At 65.3% G+C, this 25,763-nt stretch carries 20 protein-coding genes; 16 read left to right on the forward strand and 4 right to left on the reverse strand.

Features of this window, described 5'->3' with window-relative positions; genetic code table 11:
- Positions 1 to 19: 19 nt before the first annotated feature.
- Together JQT59_RS13870 and JQT59_RS13875 are read right to left on the reverse strand one after the other, a co-directional pair.
- Positions 20 to 1,171, reverse strand: coding sequence for a CaiB/BaiF CoA transferase family protein (locus tag JQT59_RS13870; RefSeq protein ID WP_213576615.1), 1,152 nt, complete (start codon positions 1,169 to 1,171; stop codon positions 20 to 22).
- A gap of 1 nt (position 1,172) precedes the next feature.
- Positions 1,173 to 2,486, reverse strand: coding sequence for an oxygenase MpaB family protein (locus JQT59_RS13875; RefSeq protein ID WP_213576616.1), 1,314 nt, complete (start codon positions 2,484 to 2,486; stop codon positions 1,173 to 1,175).
- Between the two features lie 215 nt (positions 2,487 to 2,701).
- Between JQT59_RS13875 and JQT59_RS13880 the strand changes: the two genes are divergently transcribed.
- Positions 2,702 to 3,406, forward strand: a complete 705-nt coding sequence (locus JQT59_RS13880) for a nitroreductase (RefSeq protein ID WP_213576617.1) — start codon at positions 2,702 to 2,704, stop codon at positions 3,404 to 3,406.
- A gap of 5 nt (positions 3,407 to 3,411) precedes the next feature.
- On the opposite strand, the gene JQT59_RS13885 is transcribed toward JQT59_RS13880, so the two are convergent.
- Together JQT59_RS13885 and JQT59_RS13890 are read right to left on the reverse strand one after the other, a co-directional pair.
- A complete protein-coding gene (locus JQT59_RS13885) occupies positions 3,412 to 4,740 on the reverse strand; it encodes a C40 family peptidase (RefSeq protein WP_213576618.1) in 1,329 nt (442 codons plus the stop codon).
- Positions 4,730 to 5,770 carry an ABC transporter ATP-binding protein gene (locus JQT59_RS13890; protein ID WP_213576619.1) on the reverse strand — a complete coding sequence of 347 codons (1,041 nt, stop codon included), beginning with the start codon at positions 5,768 to 5,770 and terminating at the stop codon, positions 4,730 to 4,732. The genes JQT59_RS13885 and JQT59_RS13890 overlap by 11 nt, the downstream gene beginning before the upstream one ends.
- 352 nt (positions 5,771 to 6,122) lie before the next feature.
- On the opposite strand from JQT59_RS13890, the gene JQT59_RS13895 reads away from it, so the two are divergent.
- From JQT59_RS13895 to JQT59_RS13965, 15 genes are all read left to right on the forward strand, one after another.
- Entirely contained in the window at positions 6,123 to 7,349 is a 1,227-nt protein-coding gene (locus JQT59_RS13895) for an acetyl-CoA C-acetyltransferase (protein ID WP_213576620.1), read from the forward strand.
- A 22-nt stretch (positions 7,350 to 7,371) separates the two neighbouring features.
- A complete protein-coding gene (locus JQT59_RS13900) occupies positions 7,372 to 9,579 on the forward strand; it encodes a 3-hydroxyacyl-CoA dehydrogenase NAD-binding domain-containing protein (protein ID WP_213576621.1) in 2,208 nt (735 codons plus the stop codon).
- A 113-nt stretch (positions 9,580 to 9,692) separates the two neighbouring features.
- Positions 9,693 to 10,553, forward strand: a complete 861-nt coding sequence (locus JQT59_RS13905) for an alpha/beta fold hydrolase (RefSeq protein ID WP_213576622.1) — start codon at positions 9,693 to 9,695, stop codon at positions 10,551 to 10,553.
- A gap of 15 nt (positions 10,554 to 10,568) precedes the next feature.
- Positions 10,569 to 11,870, forward strand: coding sequence for a TetR/AcrR family transcriptional regulator (locus JQT59_RS13910; protein ID WP_213576623.1), 1,302 nt, complete (start codon positions 10,569 to 10,571; stop codon positions 11,868 to 11,870).
- 155 nt (positions 11,871 to 12,025) lie between these two features.
- The gene (locus JQT59_RS13915) at positions 12,026 to 13,120 is read left to right on the forward strand and encodes an oxidoreductase family protein (RefSeq protein WP_213576624.1); all 1,095 of its coding nucleotides are present in this window, start codon (positions 12,026 to 12,028) and stop codon (positions 13,118 to 13,120) included.
- Between the two features lie 180 nt (positions 13,121 to 13,300).
- Positions 13,301 to 15,271, forward strand: coding sequence for a flavin-containing monooxygenase (locus tag JQT59_RS13920; protein WP_249354411.1), 1,971 nt, complete (start codon positions 13,301 to 13,303; stop codon positions 15,269 to 15,271).
- Positions 15,268 to 16,677: an aldehyde dehydrogenase family protein gene (locus JQT59_RS13925; protein ID WP_213576626.1), complete on the forward strand. Its 1,410-nt coding sequence runs from the start codon at positions 15,268 to 15,270 to the stop codon at positions 16,675 to 16,677. Before JQT59_RS13920 ends, JQT59_RS13925 begins: the two co-directional genes overlap by 4 nt.
- Positions 16,678 to 16,789: 112 nt before the next feature.
- Positions 16,790 to 17,581, forward strand: a complete 792-nt coding sequence (locus tag JQT59_RS13930) for an MlaE family ABC transporter permease (protein WP_213576627.1) — start codon at positions 16,790 to 16,792, stop codon at positions 17,579 to 17,581.
- 5 nt (positions 17,582 to 17,586) lie between these two features.
- The gene (locus JQT59_RS13935; RefSeq protein WP_213576628.1) at positions 17,587 to 18,447 is read left to right on the forward strand and encodes an MlaE family ABC transporter permease; all 861 of its coding nucleotides are present in this window, start codon (positions 17,587 to 17,589) and stop codon (positions 18,445 to 18,447) included.
- A 74-nt stretch (positions 18,448 to 18,521) separates the two neighbouring features.
- Positions 18,522 to 19,667: an MCE family protein gene (locus JQT59_RS13940; protein ID WP_249354412.1), complete on the forward strand. Its 1,146-nt coding sequence runs from the start codon at positions 18,522 to 18,524 to the stop codon at positions 19,665 to 19,667.
- A complete protein-coding gene (locus JQT59_RS13945) occupies positions 19,664 to 20,686 on the forward strand; it encodes an MCE family protein (protein WP_213576630.1) in 1,023 nt (340 codons plus the stop codon). The genes JQT59_RS13940 and JQT59_RS13945 overlap by 4 nt, the downstream gene beginning before the upstream one ends.
- Positions 20,683 to 21,906, forward strand: a complete 1,224-nt coding sequence (locus JQT59_RS13950; RefSeq protein WP_213576631.1) for an MCE family protein — start codon at positions 20,683 to 20,685, stop codon at positions 21,904 to 21,906. Before JQT59_RS13945 ends, JQT59_RS13950 begins: the two co-directional genes overlap by 4 nt.
- 12 nt (positions 21,907 to 21,918) lie before the next feature.
- Entirely contained in the window at positions 21,919 to 23,187 is a 1,269-nt protein-coding gene (locus JQT59_RS13955) for an MCE family protein (protein ID WP_249354414.1), read from the forward strand.
- Positions 23,184 to 24,332 (forward strand): MCE family protein, encoded by a 1,149-nt coding sequence (locus JQT59_RS13960; protein WP_213576633.1) that lies wholly within the window; start codon positions 23,184 to 23,186, stop codon positions 24,330 to 24,332. The genes JQT59_RS13955 and JQT59_RS13960 overlap by 4 nt, the downstream gene beginning before the upstream one ends.
- Complete coding sequence (locus JQT59_RS13965) at positions 24,329 to 25,762, forward strand: MCE family protein (RefSeq protein ID WP_213576634.1); 1,434 nt, start codon at positions 24,329 to 24,331, stop codon at positions 25,760 to 25,762. The genes JQT59_RS13960 and JQT59_RS13965 overlap by 4 nt, the downstream gene beginning before the upstream one ends.
- The last annotated feature ends 1 nt before the right edge of the window (position 25,763 follow it).

Below are 25,763 nucleotides of genomic sequence, written 5' to 3' on the forward strand. Positions count from 1 at the left end.
CCTCATGTGGTTGCGAAAACTATTCTGCAGCAGCGCCGCTGGAGACGAACCTCTCGATCTCGGCGGCGCCGTAGCCGGCGTCGATGAGGATCTGGCGGGTGTCGGCACCAGGTTTGCGCGGCGGTCCCGGTTTGGTGGCCGGGGCCCCGTCGAAGCGGGGAGCCGGGGCGGCTTGCACGATTCCGTCGACCTCGACGAACGTTCCGCGGGCGACGTGGTGGGGGTGTGCGGCCGCCTCGGCGAGTGTGAGGACGGGGGCGTAGCAGGTGTTTCGGCCGAGTAGCAGGTTGTCGAGTTCGGACCGGTCGAACGTGGCGATCCGCCGGCCGAGGATGTCGCGGAAGTCGTCCCATCGGGTGGTGTCGAACTGGTTGTGGCGGACCTCGTCCGGGAGGTCGAGCGCGTCGCACAGGTCGTGCCAGAACTGATCCTCGATGGCGCCGATGCTGACCCACTTCTCGTCCCGGGTGCGGTAGACGTCATAGAAGAACGCGCCGGTGTCGAGGAGGTGGGTGCCACGGTTCTCGCTGAACGCTCCCTCGCCCCGGAGGCCGTGGAACATTGCCATGAGGGCCGATGCGCCGTCGATCATGGCCGCGTCGACGATGCGTCCCACACCGGTGGTCCGCGCGGACATGATTCCGGCGAGCATGCCCACGGTGAGGAGCATTCCGCCGCCGCCGAAGTCGCCGACCAGGTTCAGCGGCGGGACCGGTGCTTCGCCCCGGCGTCCTATCGCGTGCAGTGCGCCGGTGAGCGCGATGTAGTTGATGTCGTGTCCGGGCATCGACGCCAGTGGGCCGTCCTGACCCCATCCGGTCATTCGGCCGTATACCAGTGCAGGATTGGCCGCCATACAGTCGGCAGGTCCGACGCCGAGGCGCTCGGCCACACCGGGACGGAACGTCTCGATGACCCCGTCCGCACTCGTGCAGAGCCGGCGCATGATCTCGGCGCCGTCGGACGATTTGAGATCGACCGCGATCGACCGGCGACTACGGAACATCACCCCGTGTCCGCTGGCGGCCCAGGGGTTTCCGCCGGGGCGGTCGACGCAGATCACCTCCGCGCCGAGGTCTGCGAGCATCATCCCGGCGAACGGGCCGGGCCCGATCCCGGCGAGTTCGACGATCCGGACACCGGCGAGGGGAGCCTGAGTCGTATCTGCCACGTCAGCCTGCCTTCGCGACGACGGGCATTCCGCCCTTGTTGGCTGCGGCATCGGCCCCGACCTCGTCGGGATTGGCGACGGCCTTCGCCTTCTCCGACTCCGGAACTGCGATCGCGGCGTTGAACTGCTTCAGGATTCGGAAGGTGGCCGCCTCGTCGTCGTGCGGAAGGATACGTCCGACGCGGTTGGACAAGGTCAGCAAAGGCTTGACCGCCGGCAATACGAAACGCCACGGTGTAGGTTCGATGTGCAGGTCCTTGATGACACTCGCCGGCAGCCAGGTCGACAACATTCCGTAGGCGAGCTTGAGGCGGCGGTCGGTGGTCATGAACTTGGCGACGGGTGCGGGCAGCACCTCCACGTCTCCCGGAGGATTCTCCACGCTGAACTTGATCACGGAATGGACGACGTCACGGCACAGGTCGTCGGCGGGCTGCTCGACGAGGGTGTGGAAGTCCGTCTTCTTCCGGGCGTCGTCGTAGTCGGTGTGCAGGATGTCTTCGGGTACCCCGATCACCCATCCCACGTAGCGGCTGAGGGCGAAGATGTCCTCGATTTCCCTATCGGTGAACCGGATTCCGGAGCTGTGCACGGCATCGAGGAATTTCACGCCGAACTGGCCGGCCTGGGTAACCATGGAGTCGAGATTGTTGATCGGGATACCCCAGTTTTCCCAGTCCCAGGCGTCCGATCGGCTCAGGCCGTGACGGACTGCCGCGTGAATCATGCGGACCTTCGCGGTGAGTCGGAATCCCTCCTCGAAACGGCCCATGCCGCCGGGTGTGTAAGCGGCGACGACGTAACGAAAGCTCTCCACAAGACGGGTACCGACATGGTCGGCCTTCCGCAACCGGCCACTGAACAGGACCGGCCGGGTGGCGCTGTACATCGAGAATCCGCCGGCGATGGTGGCCCAGGCGAGGATGGGCGGAACGATGGGCCCGGCCCGCCAGAAGGCGACGGCGCCGCGGTAGAGCTGGTCGAAGTCGACCCAGTCCGGGATGTGATCGAGCTGCCGGAACAGCTCCACCATGCCGGCGGGCGGGTCGTCCAGGGCATCGATGCCGTGCTCGAGCGCAGTGTCGAAGGTGCGCCAGTTGGCGCCCGTGGACTTGTCGCGGAAGTCGCGCATGGCCCGGTACGCGGCGTCGTCCGCGAGAAGCGCGTGATCGGTCAGCTTCTCGGCGAATTCGCGGCCGTACATGGCGATTGCCCTGTCCCGATTGTTGATCCGGCCGAGATCGATGCCGCGTGGCAGACCCTCTGGCACGTCGAGTGCGCCCTCGCGTCGTGGTGTCTCGGTGGTGGCAGTCATCCCTACTCCTCACGTCTGAGCTGTGTATTCGGCCGGACGGATGGGCGGGCACTTCCGCCCGGCCCGCCCCCTGTGACCTCCATTACAAACAGCGTAGGGCAAACTGAACACCTTGTCTACACGCACTGTATGGTGCTGTTATTCAGTGGTACTGCGAGCTCGAATCCGAGCTCGGTCGTAGGTGGTCGTCACCATCGGAGAAACGAGGCACAGTAATGACACGACATCTGGTCGAGCCCGTCACCGCCGGTCACGAGGTTTTGCACACTCTCATGGAGAGTCGATGGAGTTGCCGGGGGTTTCGGCCCGACCCCGTGCCGAGGGAGGTGATCACCGCGATCCTCGACACTGCCCGGCGGGCCCCCTCGTGGTGCAACACGCAGCCGTGGCATCTCCATATCGCGGAGGCGGAGGCGACGAACCGCTTCCGCGCAGCACTGACCGAACACGTCGGGCAGGCACCGGCAGAGAACCCGGACATCCCCTTCCCGAAGGCATACGAGGGGGTCTACCAGGAGCGCCGGCGTGCCAGTGGATGGCAACTGTACGAAAGCGTGGGTATTGCCAAGGGGGATCGGATCGCGTCCGCGCGGCAGATGATGCGCAACTTCGAGTTGTTCGATGCGCCGCACGTCGCCATCGTCACCACCGAGGCCGCGCTCGGGACGTACGGCGCCGTCGACTGTGGGGTTTTCGTCAACAGCTTCCTGCTGGCCGCGCACAGTCACGGTATCGGCACGATTCCCCAGGCCGCGCTCGCCAGCCAGGCACCCTTCATCCGCGAGTTCTTCGACATCCCGGAAGGTCGTCAGGTGCTTCTGGGGATTTCCTTCGGATACCCGGACACGGACCATCCGATCAATTCGTATCGGACGGAGCGGCAGTCGAGCGACGAAGTCGTGACCTGGCTGGAGAGCTGAGCCGGTCAGAAAATGCGCCGGGCCTTCATCTCGGGAAAGACGTCGGCGATGCGCACGACGTCACCCGTGGTGGGGGCGTGGATCATCTGACCGTTACCGATGTAGATGGCGACGTGCCCGGGACCGCCGGACTGCCAGTTGCCGAACAGCAGGTCCCCGGGCCGCGCCTGATCCATCGGTATCTCCTGCCCGACGTTCCACTGGGTCTCGGATGTCCGTGGCAGCGCGATGCCCGCGGCGGCATGGACCGCGAACGACGTCAGGCCGGAGCAGTCGAATCCACCCCCGGAGGGGCCGTTGACGTTGCCGCCGCCCCACACGTAGGGCAGACCGAGGTAGCGGACGGCCGATTCGACCACCCGCCCACCCACGCCGTCGCCCAGCGGAATCCCGATGAGCGGCGCGAGCAGCTGCGCGAAGGACAGTTCACTGCCGCGGATCTTTGCGACGTACGGCTTGGTCTGGTTCTCGTAGTCCGGGCTGCCGGACGGCATTCCGCCCGACCGCAATACGGCACCCGATCCGGCGTTGTACGCCGCGATGGTGAGGTCGAGGGTGTCCCCGGATACCCGGCCCTGGCGTTTCCAGGCGTCGATCTGTTCGTAGGTGTCGCACAGCAGGTTTCCCGAGGCCATCACGGGGTCTGCGATGCCGAGCACGTCCGCCTTGCCGTCCTCGTCGGCGTCCTTGCCGTAGATCGCCCAGGTGCCGGGCATGAATTGTCCCGGCCCGAGTGCGCCGGCCGGGGACACCGGTGCGGTGGGCCCGTACCGGAATCCGTTCTCGGCGGCATACAGCGCCGCGAGGGTCGCGGGCTTGATTCCGTCACAGATCGCACCGGCCTTGCGCAGCCACGGTGCGAACAGTGCGATCGCCCCCACCGGGGCGAGCGAGGCGCGCGGAAAGGCGGCCGGAACCGGTTGCAGCACAGCACCGTTGCCGATCGAATCCCCGTCCGGTGAGGGCGGGCTCGACAGGAACATCGGCGCCGGCGGAGCGGGGTCCGGCACCGGGGTCTCCATGACCGGCTCCGCAGGCGCCGCCGGTTCAGGAGCGGGTGCCGGGGGAGTCAGGGCACCGGGTGGCAGATGTGGTTCGAGCGCAGCCGCTGCTGCGGCAGCGATGTCGTCCACCGCCTGCTGCGTCGGGGCGCGTACCGGCTCGGGCAGCGCCGAAATCAGGTCGGACACCTGCTGGCCCGCGGTGGCCGGCGAATAGGACTCGAGGGTCTGCGTCGCCTGATCCTTGATTTCCGTTGGGGCAGCGGTGCCTTGGATGAACGCACCTGCTGCCGCGACCGCGGCGACGATCAGGGTCGACGGATCAACGGACATCGACCGCACCTTCCAACGGCGCGGTGCTGTCGTCGTACAACCAGCCACCGGAATTCTCGTCGAGGCTTTCCTGGATCGCGATCTGAGCGTTCTCCGGCAACGTGTGCATGATGTGCCGGACCCGCTCCTGCCGGCGGGCGACGGCCTGCCGGTACGGCATCCCCGGGGTGGCCTTCATCTGCGGGACGATGCCCTCGACGTCGTCGACGCCACCCGCGTGGTGGCCGGCGTCGACCATGGCCTGCTCGGCGGCCATGGTGGCTTCGTCCTTTTCCTCGGACATGCCGATCGGGCCGATCATCGTGCCGTTGAGGAATTGCTTGACGACTGGCTGGTCGCTGGTGAGCAGCACCTCGCGGGGTCCGAACATCACCAGTTTCCGGCGGAAGAGCATGCCGATGTTGTCCGGCACCGTACGGGCGAGGTTGATGTTGTGCGAGACGATCAGGATTGTTGCGTCGATCTCGGCGTTGATGTCGATCAACGTCTGCGAGATGTAGGTAGTGCGGACGGGGTCGAGACCCGAGTCCGGCTCGTCGACGAGGATGATCTGCGGGTCGAGGACCAGGGCGCGGGCCAGGCCGGCACGCTTGCGCATACCACCGGAAATCTCCCCCGGCAGCTTCTCCTCGGCCCCGAGCAGGCCGACGAGTTCCATCTTCTCCATCACGATCTTGCGGATCTCGGATTCGGACTTCTTCGTGTGCTCGCGCAGCGGGAACGCCACATTGTCGAACAGGTTCATCGACCCGAACAGAGCGCCGTCCTGGAACAGCACACCGAACAACTTCCGGATGTCGTAGAGCTCCTTGGACGAGCACTCGAGAATGTTGGTGCCGTCGATCACGATCGAGCCCTGCTCCGGGCGGAGCAGACCGATCAACGACTTCAAAAACACCGACTTACCCGTACCCGACGGGCCCAGCAACGCACTGACTTCACCGACAGGAAGCGTCAGCGTTACGTCCTGCCAGATCCTCTGCGAGCCGAACGACTTGGTCAGTCCTTCGACGGATACTTCGACACCCACGACAACCTCCAGTGATTAGGGACCGGTCCGAATGGCTCGGACCGGGGTTGGCTGGGCGACGAGTGTGCACGCAGGACGAAGCGGCGCCATGGGATTGCATGGGGCTCGTCCACTGTGGCGAATGCCCAGCGTTGATCGACTACCGAGATATACCACCACACGTCGTCTCGGCGTAAGGACCAATTTGCCGATATGCGGATCCAGTTGCATCGAAGGCTCTCTCGACGGGGCGAGCGATTTCGTGTCTTCGGCCCGCCATTCCTGAAGGGTATAGACAGAGAATATGAACACAATGTATGGTCGCGATGTGCTGCGGCGAAGCAGCCATTCAGCGAGAACAAGGAGTCTTTCGATGCCGACCACTGAAGCGCTGATCTTCGACGCGATCCGGACGCCACGGGGGAAGGGGAAGCCGGGCGGTGCTCTGCACACCGTCAAACCGATTGATCTGACCGTCGGGTTGATCGGTGATCTCCTCGACCGCAATCCCAGCCTGGATCCGAATCGTGTCGACGATCTCGTGCTCGGTGTGGTCTCCCCGGTCGGCGAGCAGGGTGGAAACATCGCTCGCACAGCGAGTATCGCTGCCGGTCTGCCCGACACGGTCGCAGGGGTGCAGATCAACCGTTTCTGCGCCTCGGGTCTCGAAGCCGTGAACATCGCAGCTCAGAAGGTCCGTTCGGGATTCGAAGACCTCGTGTTCGCCGGTGGAGTCGAATCGATGTCCCGGGTACCGATGGGGTCCGACGGCGGTGCGTGGATGGACGACCCGGCCACGAATTTCGCCAGCCATTTCGTGCCGCAGGGCGTGGGTGCCGACCTGATCGCGACGATCGAAGGCTTCACCCGCGAGGACGTCGACGCCTACGCCGTTCGTTCCCACCAGCGCGCAAGCCGGGCTCAGCAGGAGGGGCGATTCGACCATTCGACCGTCCCCGTCCGTGACCTGAACGGCCGGGTGGTGCTCGATACCAACGAGATGATCAGGCCGAGTACGACGGTCGAATCGCTCAGTGGTCTGAAACCGTCGTTCGCCGCCCTGGGCGAGTCGGCCGGGTTCGATGCGGTTGCGCTGCAGAAGTTTCACACGGTCGAACGCATCGACCACGTTCATCACGCAGGTAACAGCTCCGGAATCGTCGACGGTGCTTCGCTGTTGGCGATCGGAAGCGAGGACGTCGGGCGCGAACTCGGGCTCACGCCGCGCGGACGCATCGTGGCAACCGCGGTGTCCGGTGCCGATCCCACCATCATGCTCACCGGCCCTGCGCCCGCCTCGTGGAAGGCGCTGGCGAAGGCCGGACTCACGCCGGCCGACCTCGATCTGGTCGAGATCAACGAGGCCTTCGCCTCGGTCGTCCTGCGATTCGTGCGTGATCTCGACCTCGACCTCGACAAGGTGAACGTCAACGGCGGCGCCATCGCGATGGGGCACCCACTCGGTGCCACCGGCGGCATGATCGTGTCCACGCTCCTCGACGAATTGCATCGCACCGGCGGACGGTACGGCCTGGTCACCCTCTGCGTGGGCGGTGGCATCGGCATCGCGACCGTGGTCGAAGCACTCCAGGCAAGCTGAAACCGGAAGGACCACAAAGGCTATGAGCCAGAACACCATCATCGGCTGGGAACGTGACGACGACGGCATCGTCGTGCTCACGATCGACGACCCGACTCAACGCGTCAATACGATGAATGCAGGATTCGTCGACGCGCTCGGCGCGGCACTCGACCGCATCGAGAACGAGCGCGACACCATTACCGGTGTCGTCGTCACGTCCGGTAAGGACACCTTCTTCGCTGGGGGAGATCTCAACGATCTGCGGGACGCATCCAAAGATCGCATCGACGAGTTCGCGACCTTCGTGGACCGCAACAGCGCGCTGCTGCGCCGCCTCGAAACAATCGGACGGCCCGTCGTCGCGGCGGTCAACGGTTCCGCGCTCGGCGGCGGACTCGAACTCGCCTTGGCTGCGCACCACCGCGTCGCGCTGGACGGCCCGCGCACCTTCGTCGGATTGCCGGAGGTGACGCTGGGTCTGCTGCCCGGAGCCGGCGGCGTCGTCCGCTCGGTGCGGATGCTCGGCGTCGAACGTGCACTGTCGGAACTTTTGCTGCAGGGACAGCGCCGCACCGTCCGATCGGCGCACGAACTCGGGATCATCGACGAGCTCGTCGAGTCGAGGCCGGACCTGATTGTCGCGTCGAAGAAGTGGATTCTCGCGCACCCGGACGCGGTCCAGCCGTGGGACGTGAAGGGATTCCGCATTCCCGGTGGAGCGCCCGGTGACCGCAGCGGACAACTGCCTTCCCGGCTCCCCGCGATCCCCGCGCTGCTGCGCAAGCAGTTGAAGGGAGCGCACTACCCGGCCCCGCAGAACATCGTCGCGGCAGCCGTGGAGAGCGCGCAGGTCGACTTCGACAACGCGTTGCGGATCGAGGCCCGCTACTTTCTCGACCTCGCGACCGGGCAGATCGCCAAGAACATGATTCAGGCGTTCTTCTTCGACATGCAATCCGTGAACGGCGCTCGCGGTCGCAGCGCCGATCGCACGCCGTGGCGCGCGCAGAAGGTCGTCGTCCTCGGGGCAGGCATGATGGGTGCCGGAATCGCGTACGAGTGCGCCCGAGCCGGAATCGACGTCGTCCTGAAGGATGTGACACTCGACGCCGCGGAGCGAGGGAAGGGCTACTCGCGCAGGCTGATCGACAAGCAGATCGCAACGGGCAGGACGTCGACGGAGAAGGGTGACGCGCTCCTCGCGCGCATCACGCCCACCGACCGCCCGGAGGAAGCCGACGGCGCCGATCTGGTGATCGAGGCCGTGTTCGAGGATCCCGCCGTCAAGGCCCAGGTGCTCGCCGAGATCGAACCCCACCTCGCAGACGGCGCCCTCATCGGATCGAACACGTCCACCCTGCCCATCACGGGGCTCGCCGAGAACGTCGGCCGACCCGAAGATTTCATCGGACTCCACTTCTTCAGCCCGGTCGACCGTATGCCCCTGCTGGAGATCATCAAGGGGGAGAGGACCTCCGCCGATACGCTGTCGCGGGCACTGGATCTGGCGAAGCAGATCGCGAAGACCCCGATCGTCGTCAACGACAGCCGCGGATTCTTCACGAGCCGCGTGATCGGCACATTCATCAACGAGGCCATGGCGCTGCTCGGGGAGGGGGTGCCGGCGACGACGATCGAGCAGGCGAGCTCCCAAGCCGGGTACCCCGCTCCCGTGCTCCAGCTGACCGACGAGTTGAACCTCGAACTGCTGCGCCGGGTCCGCGACACGGGTAAGCAGGCCGCCGAGGACGCCGGCCTGGCCTGGATCGGCCATCCCGCCGAGGCCGTTCTCGACCGCATGTTGTCCGAGTTCGGGCGGGCGGGCCGGCTGGCTGGAGCCGGGTTCTACGAGTACGACGAGAACCGCAAACGCACTCGACTCTGGACCGGACTGACGGACGCGTTCGGCGGCGAGAACACCGACGTCCCGTTCGGCGACGTGGTGGAGCGGCTGTTGTTCGCCGAGGTGATCGAGACGGTCAAGTGCCTCGACGAGGGCGTCCTCGAAGCGGTCCCCGACGCCAACGTCGGCTCGATCCTCGGCATCGGATTCCCCGGGTGGACCGGTGGAGTGCTGCAGTTCGTCGACGGATACGACGGCGGTGTGGCGGGCTTCGTCGCCCGAGCCCGGTACCTCGCCGAGACCTACGGCGAGCGCTTCGCCCCTCCGGAATCGCTGCTGCAACTGGTGGACGCGGGCACGACGCTCGCGCGGTCCCGGTCCGCCGAGTTGGTCGGCGCCCCCTAGGCGGCCAGGCGGGCGGGAGCCGATCAGGCCCCGTCCGCCCGGCTTTTCCACGTCTGCCGGCCGCGCGGCCGCGAAGCACGAAGATCGGCCGCGAAGCACGAAGAAGGAGAGAAATGAGTTCGACGATGGTGGAGGTCGAGCCCGGCGTGCGGGTCAAGGTACTCGAGCTGGGTGCCGGCGACCCGGTGCTGCTGATCCACGGTTGGAGCCTGAGCTCCGCGGTCTGGGACCGCCAGATCCGCGTGCTCGCAGAAGCGGGGCACCGCGTGCTCGCGATGGACCTGCGGGGGCACGGTGGATCCGACGCGCCGTGGGGTCGCTACGACATCGACCGTCTCGCCGACGACGGCGCGGCAGTCCTGGATGCGTTCCATGTCCGCAGCGCGACCGTTGTCGGCTGGTCGCTGGGCGGTATGACCGCACTGCGGATGGCCCACCGCTACCCGAATTTGGTGGATCGCCTCGTACTCGTCGCCTCCAACGGGGTGGCCGGCGCCCGTCAGCCCGACTACCAGTTCGGCGTGCCGGCCGATGCAGTCGAGGGCGGCATGCATGCGGCTGAGCACTCGGGGCGCTTGGACTACCGGAGACGGGCTGTCGGCGATCCGTTCGGAACACCGCCGGACGCTCAGACCCTCGACTGGCTGCAGCGCATCTCCTTGCAGACGCCGAGCTGGGCGGCCAACGCGTGCATGACCACACTCCTGCGGACGTCCCAGGCGTTCGTCCTGGACGACCTCGATATTCCGGTTACCCAGATCATCGGGACCTCCGACCCGGCGCTGTCCGTCCGTGGGGCGTACTGGGTGCAGGAGCGGATCGGCAGCACCTTGGTGGAACTCGACTGCGGGCACTATCCGATGCTGGAGCAGCCGGACCTGTTCGACGAGGCGCTGTTCCGCGCGGTGACCTTGGTGAAGGAGCCGCACGTTCGACTGGCCGAGGGCCCGTCCAGTCATAGTGTCCAGACATAGGATATTCTCGAAATCGTGAGTACACGGCCGGTAGCGCGACAACGACCACGCGCCCACGACGGGCAGCGTGGCGCCGAGGTGGCAGTGTTCGAGGCGACGGAGCAGTTGCTGCAGGAAACCTCGATGCAGGATCTCACCGTCGCGCAGATCATCAAGCGCGCCGGCCTGTCGCGGGCAAACTTCTATCACTATTTCGCATCCAAGTACGACGTCCTCGTCGCGATGATCGCGCGACTGTTCGGCGACGCGTATTCGGAGGCCGTTCCCTGGCAGGCCCCACCCGGTAGGACCCGTGCCAAGTCGATGGATGCGAGCCTGCGGGGCACCATCGACATGTGGTCCGGGCACGGTGGGGTGATCTGCGCCGCGGTGGAGCAGATGCACAGCGTGCCTGCCGTCGCCGCGGCGTGGAAGGTGATGCTCGAGCAGTTCGTCGGCGCTGTCGCGGAACAGATCACCCACGAGCGTGCCAACGGTGCCGCACCCGACGGTGCACCGGCGGAAATGATCGCCACCATGCTCGTCGGTGGTGTCGAGCGAACATTCTATGTCGGCTCGAAGGGCCTGGACGAGCGGTTGCCGTCCGCCGAAAGTGCGGTCGAGTCGATCGTGGCACTGACGTTTGCCGCGATCTACGGCAATCAGCGGCCGGTCAAACGCAGGAAGCGGAAAAGGTCGGCGGCGAAGAGTCAGACGGCAGTGCCCACCACCCCTCCCACCGCCGCCGGAGAGGTCACGGCGAACACCGACACCGCAGCCACCATCCTGAAAGCGGTCAATGACCTGCTTCAGGAGGAGAACCTGGACGAACTCAGTGTCGCCCAGATCCTCGAACGGGCCGACGCGTCCCGTGGAACGTTCTACTTCTACTTCGGGAGCAAAGACGACGCATTCGTAGCGTTGTTCAAGGAATTCGCCGAGCGGATCGCAAGCGGATTCGAACTGCTGGTGCAGGTGGACCGGAACGACCCGGCCCGGATCCGGGATCTGGTGGCCGACTGGCTCGACCTCGACGAGGCCACCCTGGCGGTCGCCCGCAACGCCGTCCACGAATGGCCCCGACGTCCGGAGTTGCGTCGCCTCTACCTCGAGACGGTCAGCCGGATGACTACCGCGCTACAGGCCATGATCGAAGCCGACCGCGCGGCCGGTATCGCCGTGGACGGCCCTCCCGCAGCGGAATTCGCGGCCGTGATCATATGGACCATCGAACGAACCGTCGCCGGTTCGATGGCGAAGGAAGAGCACCTCGAAGACCTCGGCGCCGTGACCAAACTGCTCGGCGAATTGCTTGTCTCCGCCATATACGGTCTCTGACCTGTGAGTACTTATTAACCGTCGGCGGTCAATAAGTACTCACAGGCCGCAAGGCACGCCTCCTCGCGAAGCGTGCCTTTTTGTGTTTCGGGAGCAGTTGGCGCCGTCTCAGTTGTCATTGACATCGCGTCTGAACACTTTGTATTGTCGGTGACATGACTCACACAGTTACCACTCCTGCTGTCGACGCCGGCGCTACTACGGCCCGCCTCGCCCGTGCCATCGAAGAGCTCACACCGGAATGGATGACCGCAGCTCTCGGTGCCGGCCGACCGGGCGTGCGAGTGACCGCAGTGGATATCGATCGCGTCATCTGGGGCTCGGCAACCAAGGCATTCGCACGGCTCACCTTCGACGGCGATTCGCAGGGACTTCCCGAAAGGGTGTGCATCAAGGGTGGTTTCGACGAGCGAAGTCGCGCGTTCGGACTCGGGGCCGCCTACGAACTGGAGGGCTACTTCTACCGCGACCTCGCACCCAACCTGCAGGCGGAGGTGCCGTCCTGCTACTACGCGGCCGCCGAACCGGAGCAGGGCATCGTCATCCTCGAAGATCTCACCTCGCGTGGAGCCGAATTCGGCGAAGCGACCAACCTTTGGTCGACCGACAGCGTCGCCCAAACGCTCGAAGTGCAGGCCAGTTGGCACGGACCGCTGTGGGGAAGCACCAAGGGTCGGTACGAGTGGCTCCCGATCGGTGTCGAAGCGGCCCGACAGGCGTTCCAGGTCATGCTCAGCCCCGAACAGTTTTACCCCCTGATCGGTCGTGACGAGGTTCCCGAACTGTCGCCCGGCCTGCGGGACGACGAAAGAGTCCGACGCGCATTCCGCGCGCTGTGGGAGCACGACGACAACGCGGTGCACACCATCAACCACGGGGACGCACACTTCGCTCAGCTGTACCGGATTCCGGGGCAGGCACCGGCGTTCCTCGATTGGCAGACGGCATGCCTGGCACCGTGGTCACACGACGTCACCTACTTCATCGGCTCGGCGCTCAGCATCGAGGATCGCCGCACGCACGAACGTGATCTCCTGGCTCACTACCTCGACGCCTTGAAAGCTCATGGCGGTCCGCATATTTCACGAGACGATGCATGGGACGACTATCGTAGGCACACGCTGCACGGGTTCGCGTGGATGTGTGTTCCGACGGTGATGCAGCCATCGGAAACCGTTGCGGCCATGGCGCATCGATACGCGGCGGCCATCGAGGATCACGACCCGTTCGCATTGCTCTTCAAGGACTGACTTCCCGTCGCCGGCCCGTTGCCGGTCGAAGGTTCCATCGCGCTTCGAGGGGGATGGGCCGGAGAAGGTCTTACTGCTGTGTGCATCAGGACTCTTACTGGCCCATCCCCATTTTCGTGTCCGGAATTACTCAACCCCCAGTGATTGACATCACGTATGAACACTTTGTATGGTCACTCTATGCAGCAGACCACGACGCCGGGACCGGCGCCCGATTCCTTCACTGACCAAGACCTCCGCGACGCGCTCGCGTCGGCGAATCTGCCCACCCTGCTCGCGGCGCTCGCGCACTTGACCGGCGAGGACCGCTGGATCGAAGAACCCTACGTTCCGACACCGCCGGTGGACCTCGGCGATCACGACTCCGGCGGATTCACTCACGAAATCCAGGACCGTATTCGCGGGGAGGCCTTCGAGGTACTGCGCCGACACCGTGACGGCGAACTCGAGCCCGGTCCAACGCCGGACCCTGCGCGTCTGGTCCGGATACTGAGCGTGGCGCTCGGTGAGCAATTGCCCGCCGACTACGGCAACCTCCTCGGCGAGGAACTCGGGATCTACCCCCGGGCGTCGGTCCCCACGACGACATTCGACGGGGAGGCCCCACTGCGGGTCGCCATCATCGGGGCGGGGCTGTCGGGGCTGTGCCTGGCGATCCGCCTCGAGCAGGCCCGCATCCCCTATGTGATCATCGAGAAGAACGACGACGTCGGCGGCACGTGGCACGAGAACGTCTATCCGGGTTGCGGTGTGGACACTCCGAGCAACCTGTACTCGCTGTCGTTCGCGCTGAACCCGGACTGGACGCGTTTCTTCGCGGGGCGCGACGAACTCGCCGAGTACTGGCGCTCGCTCGCGGACCGGTGGAACGTTCGCCGGAACATCCGGTTTTCCACCGAAGCGGTGTCGGCCGACTACGACGAAGAGCAAGCGCTCTGGAAGATCGTCACGCGCGGCGCCGACGGACTCGAGGACGAACTGGACGCGGACATCCTCGTCAGCGCAGTGGGTCTGCTGAACCGCCCCAGCGTCCCCGCCATCGCGGGTCTCGACACCTTCGAGGGCCCCTGCCTGCATACCGCGCGCTGGGACCGCGACATCGACATCGCCGGCAAACGCGTCGCGGTGATCGGCACCGGCGCGAGCGCCATGCAGTTCGTGCCCGCCGCCGCCGGAGTGGCGAGCAACGTGCGTGTCTTCCAGCGTTCCCCGCAATGGGCCATGCCGCACCCCAACTACCGTCGGGACATCCCCGAGGGCGTCGCCTTCCTGAACCGCCATGTCCCGCACTACCAGGGCTGGTACCGCCTCCGACTGTTCTGGCGGATGGGCGACAAACTGCACGGACTCCTGCAGATCGATCCCGAGTACCCGCACGCCGACCGGGCGATCAACCGTAGTAACGACAAACTGCGCAAAATCCTCACCGCGCACATCGAGAGCGAACTCGACGGCCGCCCGGACCTGCTCGAGAAGAGCCTGCCCTCGTACCCGCCCTATGGGAAGCGTCTGCTCATCGACAACGGGTGGTTCCGCACGATCCGGCGCGACGACGTGGACCTGGTGACCGAGAACATCGACACCGTCACCCCGCGTGGTGTCCGCACCGCCGACGGCACCGAGTACGAGGCCGACATCATCGTTCTGGCGACAGGTTTCGATGCGGTCCAGGTGCTCGGTTCGGTCGACATCCGCGGTCGGGACGGACGGTCCTTGCGGGAGTACTGGGGGCATGACGACGGTCGCGCCTACCTGGGCATCACCGTCCCCGGGTTCCCCAACTTCTTCTGCCTCTACGGTCCGAACACCAACACCGGTCACGGCGGCACCGTTGTCGCGGGCACCGAAATACAGGTGCAGTACGTCACGAGCGTCCTCGCCGAGATGATCGACGAGGGTCTCGCGAGTGTCGAGGTTCGGCAGGACACCTTCGACACGTACGACGAGGAACTCGGTGAGGCGTTGTCGCGGACCATCTGGACCCACCCCGGCATGACCACCTACTACCGCAACAGTCGGGGACGTGTGGTGACCAACAGTCCCTGGCAGTACATCGAGTACTGGCGACGCACGCACCAGCCGGACATGAACGACTTCGACGTGGAATCAGCGCTGTCGCCGGCAGCCCGCATGGATGGACGCTCAGCATGAAGACCGCAACCCGCACCTCCACCCCTCCCACCCGATCCGCCGTAGCGGCGGTAGACGCCGCCGGCCAGGTCGCCTCGCTGCGATCAACCTTCCGCAGCGGACGCACCCGCTCGCTCACTTGGCGTCGCGCCCAACTCGAGGGTCTCGCCCGGCTGCTCTCGGCTCGGGAGAAGGACCTCGCCGCCGCAGTCGAACAAGATCTCGGTCGGTCGGCGATCGGGATGTTCATGGGTGACCTCGCCCCGGTGCGGGCCGAGATCCGTCACACGCTGAAGAACCTCGAGCGGTGGGCACGGCCGCAACGCACCGCGCTGCCTGTAACGCAGCAACCGGGGAAGGCGTGGACCGTGGCGGAGCCGAAGGGTGTGGTCCTGGTGATCGGTGCCTGGAACTTTCCGCTTCTGCTCACCCTCCAACCACTCGTGAGCGCGCTCGCTGCCGGCAATGCGGTGCTGGTCAAGCCGTCGGAGTTGGCCCCGCGCACCGCGCAGGTGCTCGCCGACCTGCTACCGAAGTACGTCGACCCGTCCGCGGTCGTCGTCACCACCGGAGGCGCCGAGATGAGCACCGCGCTCCTGAAGGAGAAGTTCGACCACGTGTTCTTCACAGGATCAGCGCGTGTCGGCCGCCTCGTCGCGACAGCGGCCGCCGAGCACCTCACCCCGGTGACGCTCGAACTGGGCGGCAAGAGCCCGGTGATCGTGGCAGCCGACGCCGACCTCGATGTCGCCGCCCGGCGCATCGCGTGGGCAAAATGTGTGAACAGCGGACAAGCCTGCATCGCACCCGATTACGTTCTCGTCGAGGACTCGGTGCGACCTGCGTTCATCGAACGGCTACTGCGGGAGCTCGACAGGGCGTGGCGTGCGGAACCGACCCGCATCGTCAACGAGAACCACTTCGATCGCCTCACCGCGCTCCTGGACGGGCACGGCGGCGACACGACCGGCGGGAAGCACGATCGCGGCACCCTCCGATTCGGCGCCACGGTGGTCACGGACCCCGATCTCGACTCGCCGCTGATGACCGAGGAGATCTTCGGGCCGATCCTGCCGGTGGTCACGGTGAACTCGGTCGACGACGCCGTCGAACTCGTCAACAGCCGGCCGAAGCCACTCGCGCTGTACCTGTTCACGGAGAACAACGACACCGTGCAGACCGTCCTCGATAACACCTCCTCCGGCTCCGTCGGTGTCAATCACCTCCTCTACCAGCTACTCGTCCCCGACCTCCCGTTCGGCGGCGTCGGTGCCTCCGGGACGGGTGACTACCACGGCGAGCACGGTTTCACCACCTTCAGCCATCGAAAGTCCGTACTGCGCAAGCCGACCAATCCCGATCCGTCCTTCGCCTACCCGCCCTACGGAGCTTTCGCGACCCGACTGCTCCGCCGACTCATGGGCTGATTCCAAGGTAGTGACGCTATCGAACTCTTCTCTGTAGCAAAGGAAACAGAGCGTTGCCGTTTCGTGTATCACGCTGTGTCCGCACAGCCTCGTCGTCCAGGAAGGGCCGGTCATGACCACACCCGTTCGTGCGAAGCTCGCCGACCGTGTCGACACCGGCCTGCGCGCGGTCGGCGGCTTCTTCGAGTTGTGCGGTGAGACATTCCGTGCGACGACGAAGCGTCCCTTCCAGTGGAGGGAGCTGGTGCTGCAGTCGTGGTTCATCGTGCGTGTCGCGCTGTTGCCGACGCTGCTCGTCGCGCTGCCGTTCACCGTGCTCGTCGTGTTCACCCTCAACATCCTGCTGGTGGAGTTCGGCGCAGCAGACCTATCCGGCGCCGGGGCCGGACTCGGCGCGGTCACGCAGATCGGACCACTCGTCACCGTGCTCATCGTGGCGGGCGCAGGTGCGACGGCGATCTGTGCCGATCTCGGTGCCCGCACCATCCGGGAGGAGATCGACGCGGTCCGGGTGCTCGGAATCGACCCGATTCAGCGGCTCGTCGTCCCGCGCGTGCTGGCGTCGATGTTCGTGGCAGTTCTTCTCAACGGCCTCGTCATCACGATCGGGCTCATCGGTGGGTTTCTGTTCTCGGTCTACATCCAAAACGTCACCCCCGGCGCGTACGTGTCTTCGCTGACGTTCGTGACCGGGCTACCCGAGGTCGTCATCTCGGAAGTCAAGGCCACCCTGTTCGGGCTGATCGCCGGCCTGGTCGCCTGCCACCGCGGGCTCACCGTGAAAGGCGGCCCGAAAAGTGTCGGCGACGCGGTCAACGAGACCGTCGTCTACGCATTCATGGCCTTGTTCGCGGTCAACGTCGTGGTCACCGCCATCGGCGTCAAATTCGGAACGGGAGCCTGACAGTCATGACAGTGCACAAGAGCGTTGTCGGAACTCACCACCCCAAACTGGCCGCTGCGGCGGGTGTCCCGGTCCGGATCCTCCGGGCGATCGGGCATCAGGCCGACTTCTTCGGCAAGACCATCCGGCTCGCCCCGCACGCAATCTCCAGCTACAAAAAGGAGACCGTGCGACTGATCGCCGAGATCGGCATGGGGTCGGGCGCGATGGCGATCATCGGCGGCACCGTCGTCATCGTCGGATTCATGACGCTGTCCGGCGGAACCCTTCTCGCGATCCAGGGTTTCAGCTCGCTCGGGAACATCGGTGTCGAGGCTCTGACCGGATTCTTCGCGGCGTTCATCAACGTGCGCATCGTTGCGCCGGTGATCTCGGGCATCGCGCTCGCTGCCACGATCGGTGCGGGCGCCACAGCACAGTTGGGTGCGATGCGGATCAGCGAGGAGATCGACGCCCTCGAGGTGATGGGCATCCGGTCGATGTCGTATCTCGTGTCGACGCGCCTGATCGCCGGCATGATCTCGATCGTCCCGCTCTACTCGATGGCCGTGATCATGTCGTTCGTAGCGTCCCAGTTCACCACCACGTACGTGTACGGACAGTCGTCCGGCGTGTACGACCACTACTTCACCACCTTCCTGCGGCCCACCGACCTGTTCTGGTCGTTCCTGCAAGCGGTGGTCATGGCGCTGGTGGTGATGCTCATCCACTGCTACTACGGCTACCACGCGTCCGGGGGGCCCGCCGGTGTGGGAGAAGCGGTCGGACGCGCGGTCCGGACATCGCTGATCGCGGTTGTCTCGGTCACCCTCATTGCATCCCTGGCGATCTACGGAGCGTCCGGCAACTTCAATCTTGCGGGCTAAGGGTAAAGATCATGATCTCGAGAAGAAGTGCCAAGTCGCACTATCATCCACCGCCTCTGAAAACGAAGGGCACGGTGCTCGTTGTCGGACTCGCGGCAATTCTGTTCGGCTGCCTGCTGTCCTTCAAGGGGGCATTCAACAGCACAGTTCCGCTGACCGTCGTGTCGGACCGTTCCGGCCTGGTGATGGATCAGGGAGCCAAGGTGCAGCTGAACGGAGTCCAGATCGGCAAGGTGAGCGAGATCGATCATGTCGCCGACGGAGCGAGTCTCCAACTCGACATCGACGAGCAGTGGTTCGGACTCCTCACCGCCGATACCATCGCGGAGATCAAGGCCACCACCGCATTCGGGTCGAAGTACGTGGCGCTCGAGATTCCGGACGGAGCGTCGAGCGAGCCGCTCGAGGCAGGACAGGAGGTGCGCTCGCGCAACGTGACGACCGAGATCAACACGGTGTTCGAGAACCTGACCTCGGTCACCGAACACGTCGACGCAGCGAAGCTGAACGCGACACTCGGCGCGCTGGCCACCGGCCTGCGCGGTCGAGGAAATCAACTCGGCACCACCATCACCGACGCCAACACCTTCCTCTCGGCCGTCAATCCGACCCTCCCGACCCTCGCGAACGACTGGCGCGACACCGCCATCACCGCCAATACCTACACACAGGCGGTGCCCGACTTCATGGCACTGCTCGGCAACGCAAGCGTCACCTCGGACACCCTGGTCGCCGAGGAGAAGCCGCTCGAGTCCACGCTGCAGGCCTTCCGGGCGATGGGCGACGAGGGATTCGGCATCGCCTCCGAGAACGAAAAGAACTTCCTCGACACCATGAGACTGTTCGTACCCACCACGGCGCTCCTGGCCGAATACAGCCCCGAGTACGCATGCCTTTTCCAGCAGGCCGCAACGACAGCCGAAGCTGAACAGCGCTTCGGTGCCGGAAACACCGGCTACTCACTCGAATTGGATGCGGGCATCATGCCCGGCGATGACAACTACTCGTATCCCGAGAATCTCCCGATCGTGCAGGGTCGGGGTGGCCCCGGCGGCGCACCCGGCTGCTACCCGGAGATCACCAAGGAGATGTTCCCGACCCCGCACCTGGTAGTCGACGGCGGTGCGAACATTGCGAATGCCACCGCACCCCGGGCGGGTTCCCCGAGCTTCGTGGAGTACCTCTTCGGCGCCGCTGTGGGAGGGGTGGCTCCGCGATGAATATCTCCGCAACTGCCACGAAACTAGCGATTTTCACCATCGTGATGGTGATGTTCACCGCAGCGGTCGTCATCGTCTTCGGGCAATTCCGCTTCGGCAGCGAAAAGCAGTACAGCGCCGTGTTCTCCGATGTGTCCGGCCTCCGGGACAATGAGTTCGTCCGCGTGGCCGGCGTCGAGGTCGGCAAGGTGACATCGGTCGACGTGCGGGAGGACTCGACGGCGATGGTGACGTTCGCGCTGACGAAGAACGTTTCGCTCACCGAGTCGACCCGTGCCGCAGTGAAGTTCAGCAACCTCATCGGCGATCACTACCTCGAACTCGTCGAAGGGTCCGGTCCGCTCACACCGCTCGCCGAGGGCGACACCATTCCCGTCGAACGCACGGCTCCTGCGCTGGACCTCGACGCGCTGATCAACGGTTTCCGGCCGTTGTTCAAGGCACTCGATCCCGAACAGGTCAATGCGCTGTCGACCTCACTCGTCGACGTCTTCCAAGGGCAGGGTGGCACCATCGACCACTTCCTCCAGCAAGCCGGACAGCTGACGTCGGTCCTGGCCGACCGCGACCAGCTGATCGGAGCGGTGATCGGCAACCTCAACACCCTGCTCGGGACCGTCGACCGGCGAAACGCCGAGTTCAATCAGGGCATCGACCAACTCCAACAACTCGTCACCAGGTTGGGGGAGCAGTCGGACCCGCTCGGTGACGCCCTCGTCCACATCGACGGCGCGTCGAGTTCGATGGCGGCGCTCCTCGAGTCGACGCGTCCGGACATCAAGGAAGACATCACCCAGGCCGGCCGGCTTTCCGACCAGGTGGTCGCAGATCAGGACTACATCAACTGGGCATTGAATTCCCTTCCCGCGGCCTACAACAAACTGTCGAGGCTGGGCCTGTTCGGCGACTTCTTCACGTTCTACCTCTGCGATGTGCAGCTGAAAGTGAACGGTCCGAACGGAGACCCCGTATACATACCGATCGTCGGCCAGCGGGCCGGGAGGTGCACTCCACAATGATTCGCTCCAAGACCGCACGAATGGGCCTGATCGGCATTGCGATCACTTTCATCGTCGTCCTCACCTCCATGAACTTCGAGAAACTGCAGTATCTGACGACGTCCTCCCACTATTCGGCCCACTTCGGTGACACCGGCGGCCTGCTCAGCGGCGACAAGGTCATGATCGCCGGGGTCGAGGTGGGCAAGGTCCACTCCGTCGAACTCGACGGCGACAAGGTTCTCGTCGAATTCACGGCGGACGGAGTTCGCCTCGGCAGCAAAACGGAACTGTCGATCAAGACGCGGACGGTGCTCGGCAACAAGTACCTTCAGGTCACGCCGCGCGGCGACGACGATCTCCTCGCGACCGGCGACGTCATCCCCCTCGCCCAGACCACCACGCCGTACCTGCTCACGGACGCCCTCGGCGACCTCACGACGACGATCAGTGGACTCGACACCGACAAACTGACCGGCGCACTGGACACGCTGGGCGAGACGCTCGATCAGACCCAACCGAACCTCAGTGCAGCACTCGACGGAATGTCCCGGTTCTCGGACACCGTCAGCTCCCGGGACCAGCTGATTCAGGACCTGGCCCACAACGCCGAATCGGTCACGCGGGTGCTGTCCGAGCGGAGTAATCAGATCGACAAGCTGCTCGTCGACGGCAACACGTTGTTCGCCGCGCTCGAGCAGCGCCGCCGGGCAATCGACACACTGCTCGGCAATGTCACGGCGGTGACGGCGCAGGTGAATGCGCTCGTCGACGACAACGAGGCGCAGCTGCGGCCCGTCCTCGACCAGCTGAACACGACAACCGGCCTGCTGAACCAGCAGAAGGACAACCTCGCGGCGTCACTGAAGCCGTTGTCGCAGTATGCGACCTCGCTCGGTGAGTCCGTGGCCTCCGGTCCGTTCTTCAAGGCGTACATCATGAATTTGCTGCCGGGGCAGTACCTGCAGCCGTTCATCGACGCCGCGTTCCAAGAACAGGGCATCAATCCCGGCACTCTGAACGGGCAGAACACCTTCCCGGTGACCTGCGGAGACAACAGCGCACCGGGCGCCGTTCCCCCCGGCAGCACGACACCGCTGCCGAACCCGAGCAATTGCCCGGTCCAACCGGGTGAGCTACCAGTCGCGAACTCGACCCAAACACCCACGGCGCCCGCTCTGCCGGCGCTGCCGCAGATCTCGATTCCCGGACTGCCCCCACTACCCGGATTGGGCGGATAGGACATGTCGACCATGTTGCACGCACTCCGAGGCTCACGCCGAGTTTGGATCTCCGCGCTCGTCGTGGTGGCCGTGGCCGTCGTCGCGGCCACCGGGTGGAGTTTCTACCGCACGAGTTCCACGACGACGGTGACGGCGTACTTCACGAACACCAACGGAATCTACGTCGGCGATCAGGTGAAGATCCTCGGAGTCGACGTCGGCAAGATCGATGCGATCGAACCCGACGGCGAACGGATGAAGGTCACCTTCCACTACGACTCGCAGTATCAGGTCCCGCAGGACGCCAAGGCCGCGATTCTCTCCCCGAGCCTGGTCACCTCACGGGCAATCCAGTTGACCCCCGCCTACACCGGAGGTCCCGCCCTCGCCGATCAGGACGAGATTCCGCTCGAGCGCACCGCGGTGCCGATCGAGTGGGACGACTTCCGCGCACAGCTCCAGCACCTGTCGGAGTCGCTCGGCCCCACCGAGGACAGCGCCAACGGCCCGCTCGGTCAGTTCGTCAACGATGCCGCGGATTCACTCGGCGGCAAGGGAACCGACATCAACACCACCCTGACCAAGCTCTCCGAGGCGATGTCGACACTGTCCGACGGTCGGGACGACGTGTTCGCCACCGTCCGCAATCTGCAGGTGTTCGTCTCGGCGCTCGCCGCGAGTGACCAGCAGATCGTCCAACTCAACCAGAATCTCGCGTCGGTCTCCGGCGTACTCACCAACTCCGATCAGGAACTCGCCACGTCGCTCGACAGCGTGGACGCCCTCGTCCACCGCATCGGCCAGTTCATCGGCGACAACAGGGAAGGGCTCGGCAAGTCCGTCGACGACCTCGCCGCGGTGACAACAATGCTGAACGAATCACGGCCCGACATCGAGCAACTTCTCCACGTCCTGCCGAACACACTGCAGAACTTCTACAACATCTACCAACCCGCTCAGGGGTCGATGACCGGTGCGTTGGCGGTGACACAGATGCAGAACCCCATCCAGTTCATCTGCGGCGCAATCCAGGCCGCGAGCCAGAAGGGCGCCGCGGAGTCCGCCAAACTCTGCGTCCAACACCTCGCCCCGGTCCTGAACCTGATCCAGATGAACTACCCGCCCGCAGGCGCCAATCCGATCACCAGCGTCCAAGTGCGCCCCGACCAAATCGACTACAGCCAGGACTCGCTGCGCGGGACGGTGCCGACGACCCCGCCGGTGCGCACCGTCGACGCCCGCGCCGGTATCCCGGGCCTACTCGGGCTGGCCGTACCCATCACTAGTGGAGGCCGATGATGCTCAGGTACAGACCCCTACGACGGTCGATCGGTCTCACGTTGGCCGGGCTGTCGGCGGCACTGCTCACCAGCTGCGGCTGGGAAGGCGCCAACTCACTGCCGCTCCCCGGCACCGAAGGATCGGGAGACGGTTCGTACACCGTGACCATCGAGATGCCGAACGTGACATCGATCCAGCGCAACAGCCGGGTCCGGGTACACGACGTGACCGTCGGGAACGTCACCGACGTGCAATTGCAGGACTGGCACGCCCTGGTCACCGTGCGGCTCGACGGCGGTGTCGCGATGCCGAAGAACGCGACCGCGAAGATCGGGCAGACCAGTCTGCTCGGCTCGCTCCACGTCGAGCTCGCCGAACCGATCGACGAGGAACCGAGCGGGTCGCTCGGCGACGGTGACACGATTCCGCTCGATCACGCGGGGCAGTACCCCACCACCGAGCAAACACTGGCGGCCGTGTCGGTGGTGCTCAACGGCGGCGGTCTGGGCCAGTTACAGGAGATCGACACCCAGCTCAACGCCGCCCTCGGCGGACGCGAATCGGACGTGCGCACCTTCCTGACCCAACTCGACACGTTCACGAGCGCACTGAACACCCAGAAGGACGACATCCTGACGGCGTTGGAAGGACTCGATCGGCTCGCGCTCACCGCGAACGAGCAGACCCAGACCCTCGAAAGCGCTCTCGAACGGATACCGCCCGCGATCGAGACCCTCAACCGGCAGAAGGAGAACCTGACCGGGTCCGTGACCTCCGTCGGCAATTTCGCCGACGTCGCGAACCGGACGGTGACGGCCGGCTCGGTGGACATTCAGCAGAACCTGCGGGATCTCGCGCCGACCCTGCGCGAGTTGGCGAACGCCGGACCGGGCCTCGCCGGTTCACTGGGCATGCTTCCCACCTTCCCGTGGCCGCTGGCCGGTCTCCCCAAATACATCCAGGGCGACGCGGGCAACCTCTCCGCCACCCTCGACCTCACTCTGGGTCGCATCGATGCGAACTTCCTCCAGGGCACGCCGCTCGCCGGCACCCTCTACAACGCGGAAACCGCCCTGGGCCGCACCGTCGGCCGGATGCCGACCGCGGACAAGAACCCGTTGACCGCTCCGCTCGAGTCGGTCGTGATCCGAGGTGGCCAGTGATACTCACCCGTTTCGTCCGCATCCAATTGACCATCTTCAGCATCCTCACCGTAGTCGCGCTGGCGGTGATGGGTCTGCACTACATGCGCCTTCCCGCGATCGCCGGAATCGGCCAGTACACACTTACCGTCGACCTGCCCACGAGCGGTGGCCTGTACGGAACCGCCAACGTCACCTACCGCGGTGCCACGATCGGTACGGTCACCGATGTCGTACCGACGGCCTCGGGCGCCCGGGCCACCCTGCGAGTCGACAGCTCCACGAAGATTCCCGCCGACGCGCACGCCGAGGTGCACAGCCGGTCGGCGATCGGCGAGCAGTACGTCGATCTCGTCCCGGCCGGGATCGACGGCCCGTACCTGCAGGACGGCGATCTGATCCCCGTCGACCGTACCTCGGTTCCGCAGGACATCGCCCCGATGTTCGACACCGTCAACAAGGGCCTCGAGGCCATCCCCGAGGACAAGCTCGCCACCCTCATCGACGAAAGCTACAACGCCTTCAACGGAACCGGAGAAGACATTCAACGCCTGCTCGAGTCGTCGAGCGCCGTGGCAGCCACGGCGGCCGACACCGCCGATCCCACCGCCCGTCTCATCGAAGATGTAGCGCCGTTCCTCCGATCCCAGGTGGACAGCGGCCCGGCCCTGCAGGAATGGGTCCGCCATCTCCGCGAGGTCAGCGCACAAGCGGCCGGACGTGACGCGCAGGTACGCAGCATCTTCGCCACCGCACCGGCGGCGTCGACGGAGCTGACCGAACTCTTCCGGCGACTGCGCCCGACGACCCCGATCCTGCTGGCCAATCTCACGAGCCTCGGCCAGGTCGCCGTCACCTACAACCGGTCGCTCGAGCAGGCGCTGGTGCTGGTACCACCGAGCGTCGGACTGATGAAGACGATGACCGTCCCGAACGAGGACACGACGGGAGCGGCGTTGATGGACTTCAACCTCAACCTCAACACCTCCCCGCCGTGCACCACAGGATTCCTCCCGGCATCCGAGCGACGCGACGGATCGGCCGTCGACTCGCCGGTTCGGACCTCCGATGCGATCTACTGCGCGGTTCCGCAGGATGCCGACGTCGCCGCACGTGGGGCCCGGAACATGCCCTGCATGGACAAGCCGGGTAAACGGGCACCCACCGTCGAAATCTGCAAGAGCGACGAAGAATACGTGCCCAAGGGCACGAACCCCTGGGTGGGTAATCCCACCCCGACCACCGACAACCCCCTCGCCGCCGAGGGCAACGCCGCGTTCGACGCGATCGGTGTCCCACAACCTGCCGCCGCGCCGGCGTCGGTGGGAACTGCGAGTTACAACCCCTCCACCGGTGAATACCGGGGTGCAGACGGACAGGTCTATCGCCAATCCGACCTGGTGTCCGCCGGGGTGCCCACTCTCGAAAATCTGCTGACCCAAGGACGTTGAT

Source organism: Rhodococcus sp. USK13, assembly GCF_018343855.1.
GTDB classification, from domain to species: Bacteria; Actinomycetota; Actinomycetes; order Mycobacteriales; family Mycobacteriaceae; genus Rhodococcus_F; species Rhodococcus_F oxybenzonivorans.

What these genes read in the sequence shown, in the direction of transcription:
- JQT59_RS13915 (WP_213576624.1), top strand. Translation starts at nt 12,026, where the DNA reads ATGACTCACACAGTTACCACTCCTGCTGTCGACGCCGGCGCTACTACG.
- JQT59_RS13900 (WP_213576621.1), top strand. Translation starts at nt 7,372, where the DNA reads ATGAGCCAGAACACCATCATCGGCTGGGAACGTGACGACGACGGCATC.
- JQT59_RS13920 (WP_249354411.1), top strand. Translation starts at nt 13,301, where the DNA reads ATGCAGCAGACCACGACGCCGGGACCGGCGCCCGATTCCTTCACTGAC.
- JQT59_RS13885 (WP_213576618.1), bottom strand. Translation starts at nt 4,740, where the DNA reads ATGTCCGTTGATCCGTCGACCCTGATCGTCGCCGCGGTCGCGGCAGCA.
- JQT59_RS13955 (WP_249354414.1), top strand. Translation starts at nt 21,919, where the DNA reads ATGTTGCACGCACTCCGAGGCTCACGCCGAGTTTGGATCTCCGCGCTC.
- JQT59_RS13925 (WP_213576626.1), top strand. Translation starts at nt 15,268, where the DNA reads ATGAAGACCGCAACCCGCACCTCCACCCCTCCCACCCGATCCGCCGTA.
- JQT59_RS13950 (WP_213576631.1), top strand. Translation starts at nt 20,683, where the DNA reads ATGATTCGCTCCAAGACCGCACGAATGGGCCTGATCGGCATTGCGATC.
- JQT59_RS13935 (WP_213576628.1), top strand. Translation starts at nt 17,587, where the DNA reads ATGACAGTGCACAAGAGCGTTGTCGGAACTCACCACCCCAAACTGGCC.
- JQT59_RS13905 (WP_213576622.1), top strand. Translation starts at nt 9,693, where the DNA reads ATGAGTTCGACGATGGTGGAGGTCGAGCCCGGCGTGCGGGTCAAGGTA.
- JQT59_RS13945 (WP_213576630.1), top strand. Translation starts at nt 19,664, where the DNA reads ATGAATATCTCCGCAACTGCCACGAAACTAGCGATTTTCACCATCGTG.
- JQT59_RS13880 (WP_213576617.1), top strand. Translation starts at nt 2,702, where the DNA reads ATGACACGACATCTGGTCGAGCCCGTCACCGCCGGTCACGAGGTTTTG.
- JQT59_RS13895 (WP_213576620.1), top strand. Translation starts at nt 6,123, where the DNA reads ATGCCGACCACTGAAGCGCTGATCTTCGACGCGATCCGGACGCCACGG.
- JQT59_RS13930 (WP_213576627.1), top strand. Translation starts at nt 16,790, where the DNA reads ATGACCACACCCGTTCGTGCGAAGCTCGCCGACCGTGTCGACACCGGC.
- JQT59_RS13875 (WP_213576616.1), bottom strand. Translation starts at nt 2,486, where the DNA reads ATGACTGCCACCACCGAGACACCACGACGCGAGGGCGCACTCGACGTG.
- JQT59_RS13960 (WP_213576633.1), top strand. Translation starts at nt 23,184, where the DNA reads ATGATGCTCAGGTACAGACCCCTACGACGGTCGATCGGTCTCACGTTG.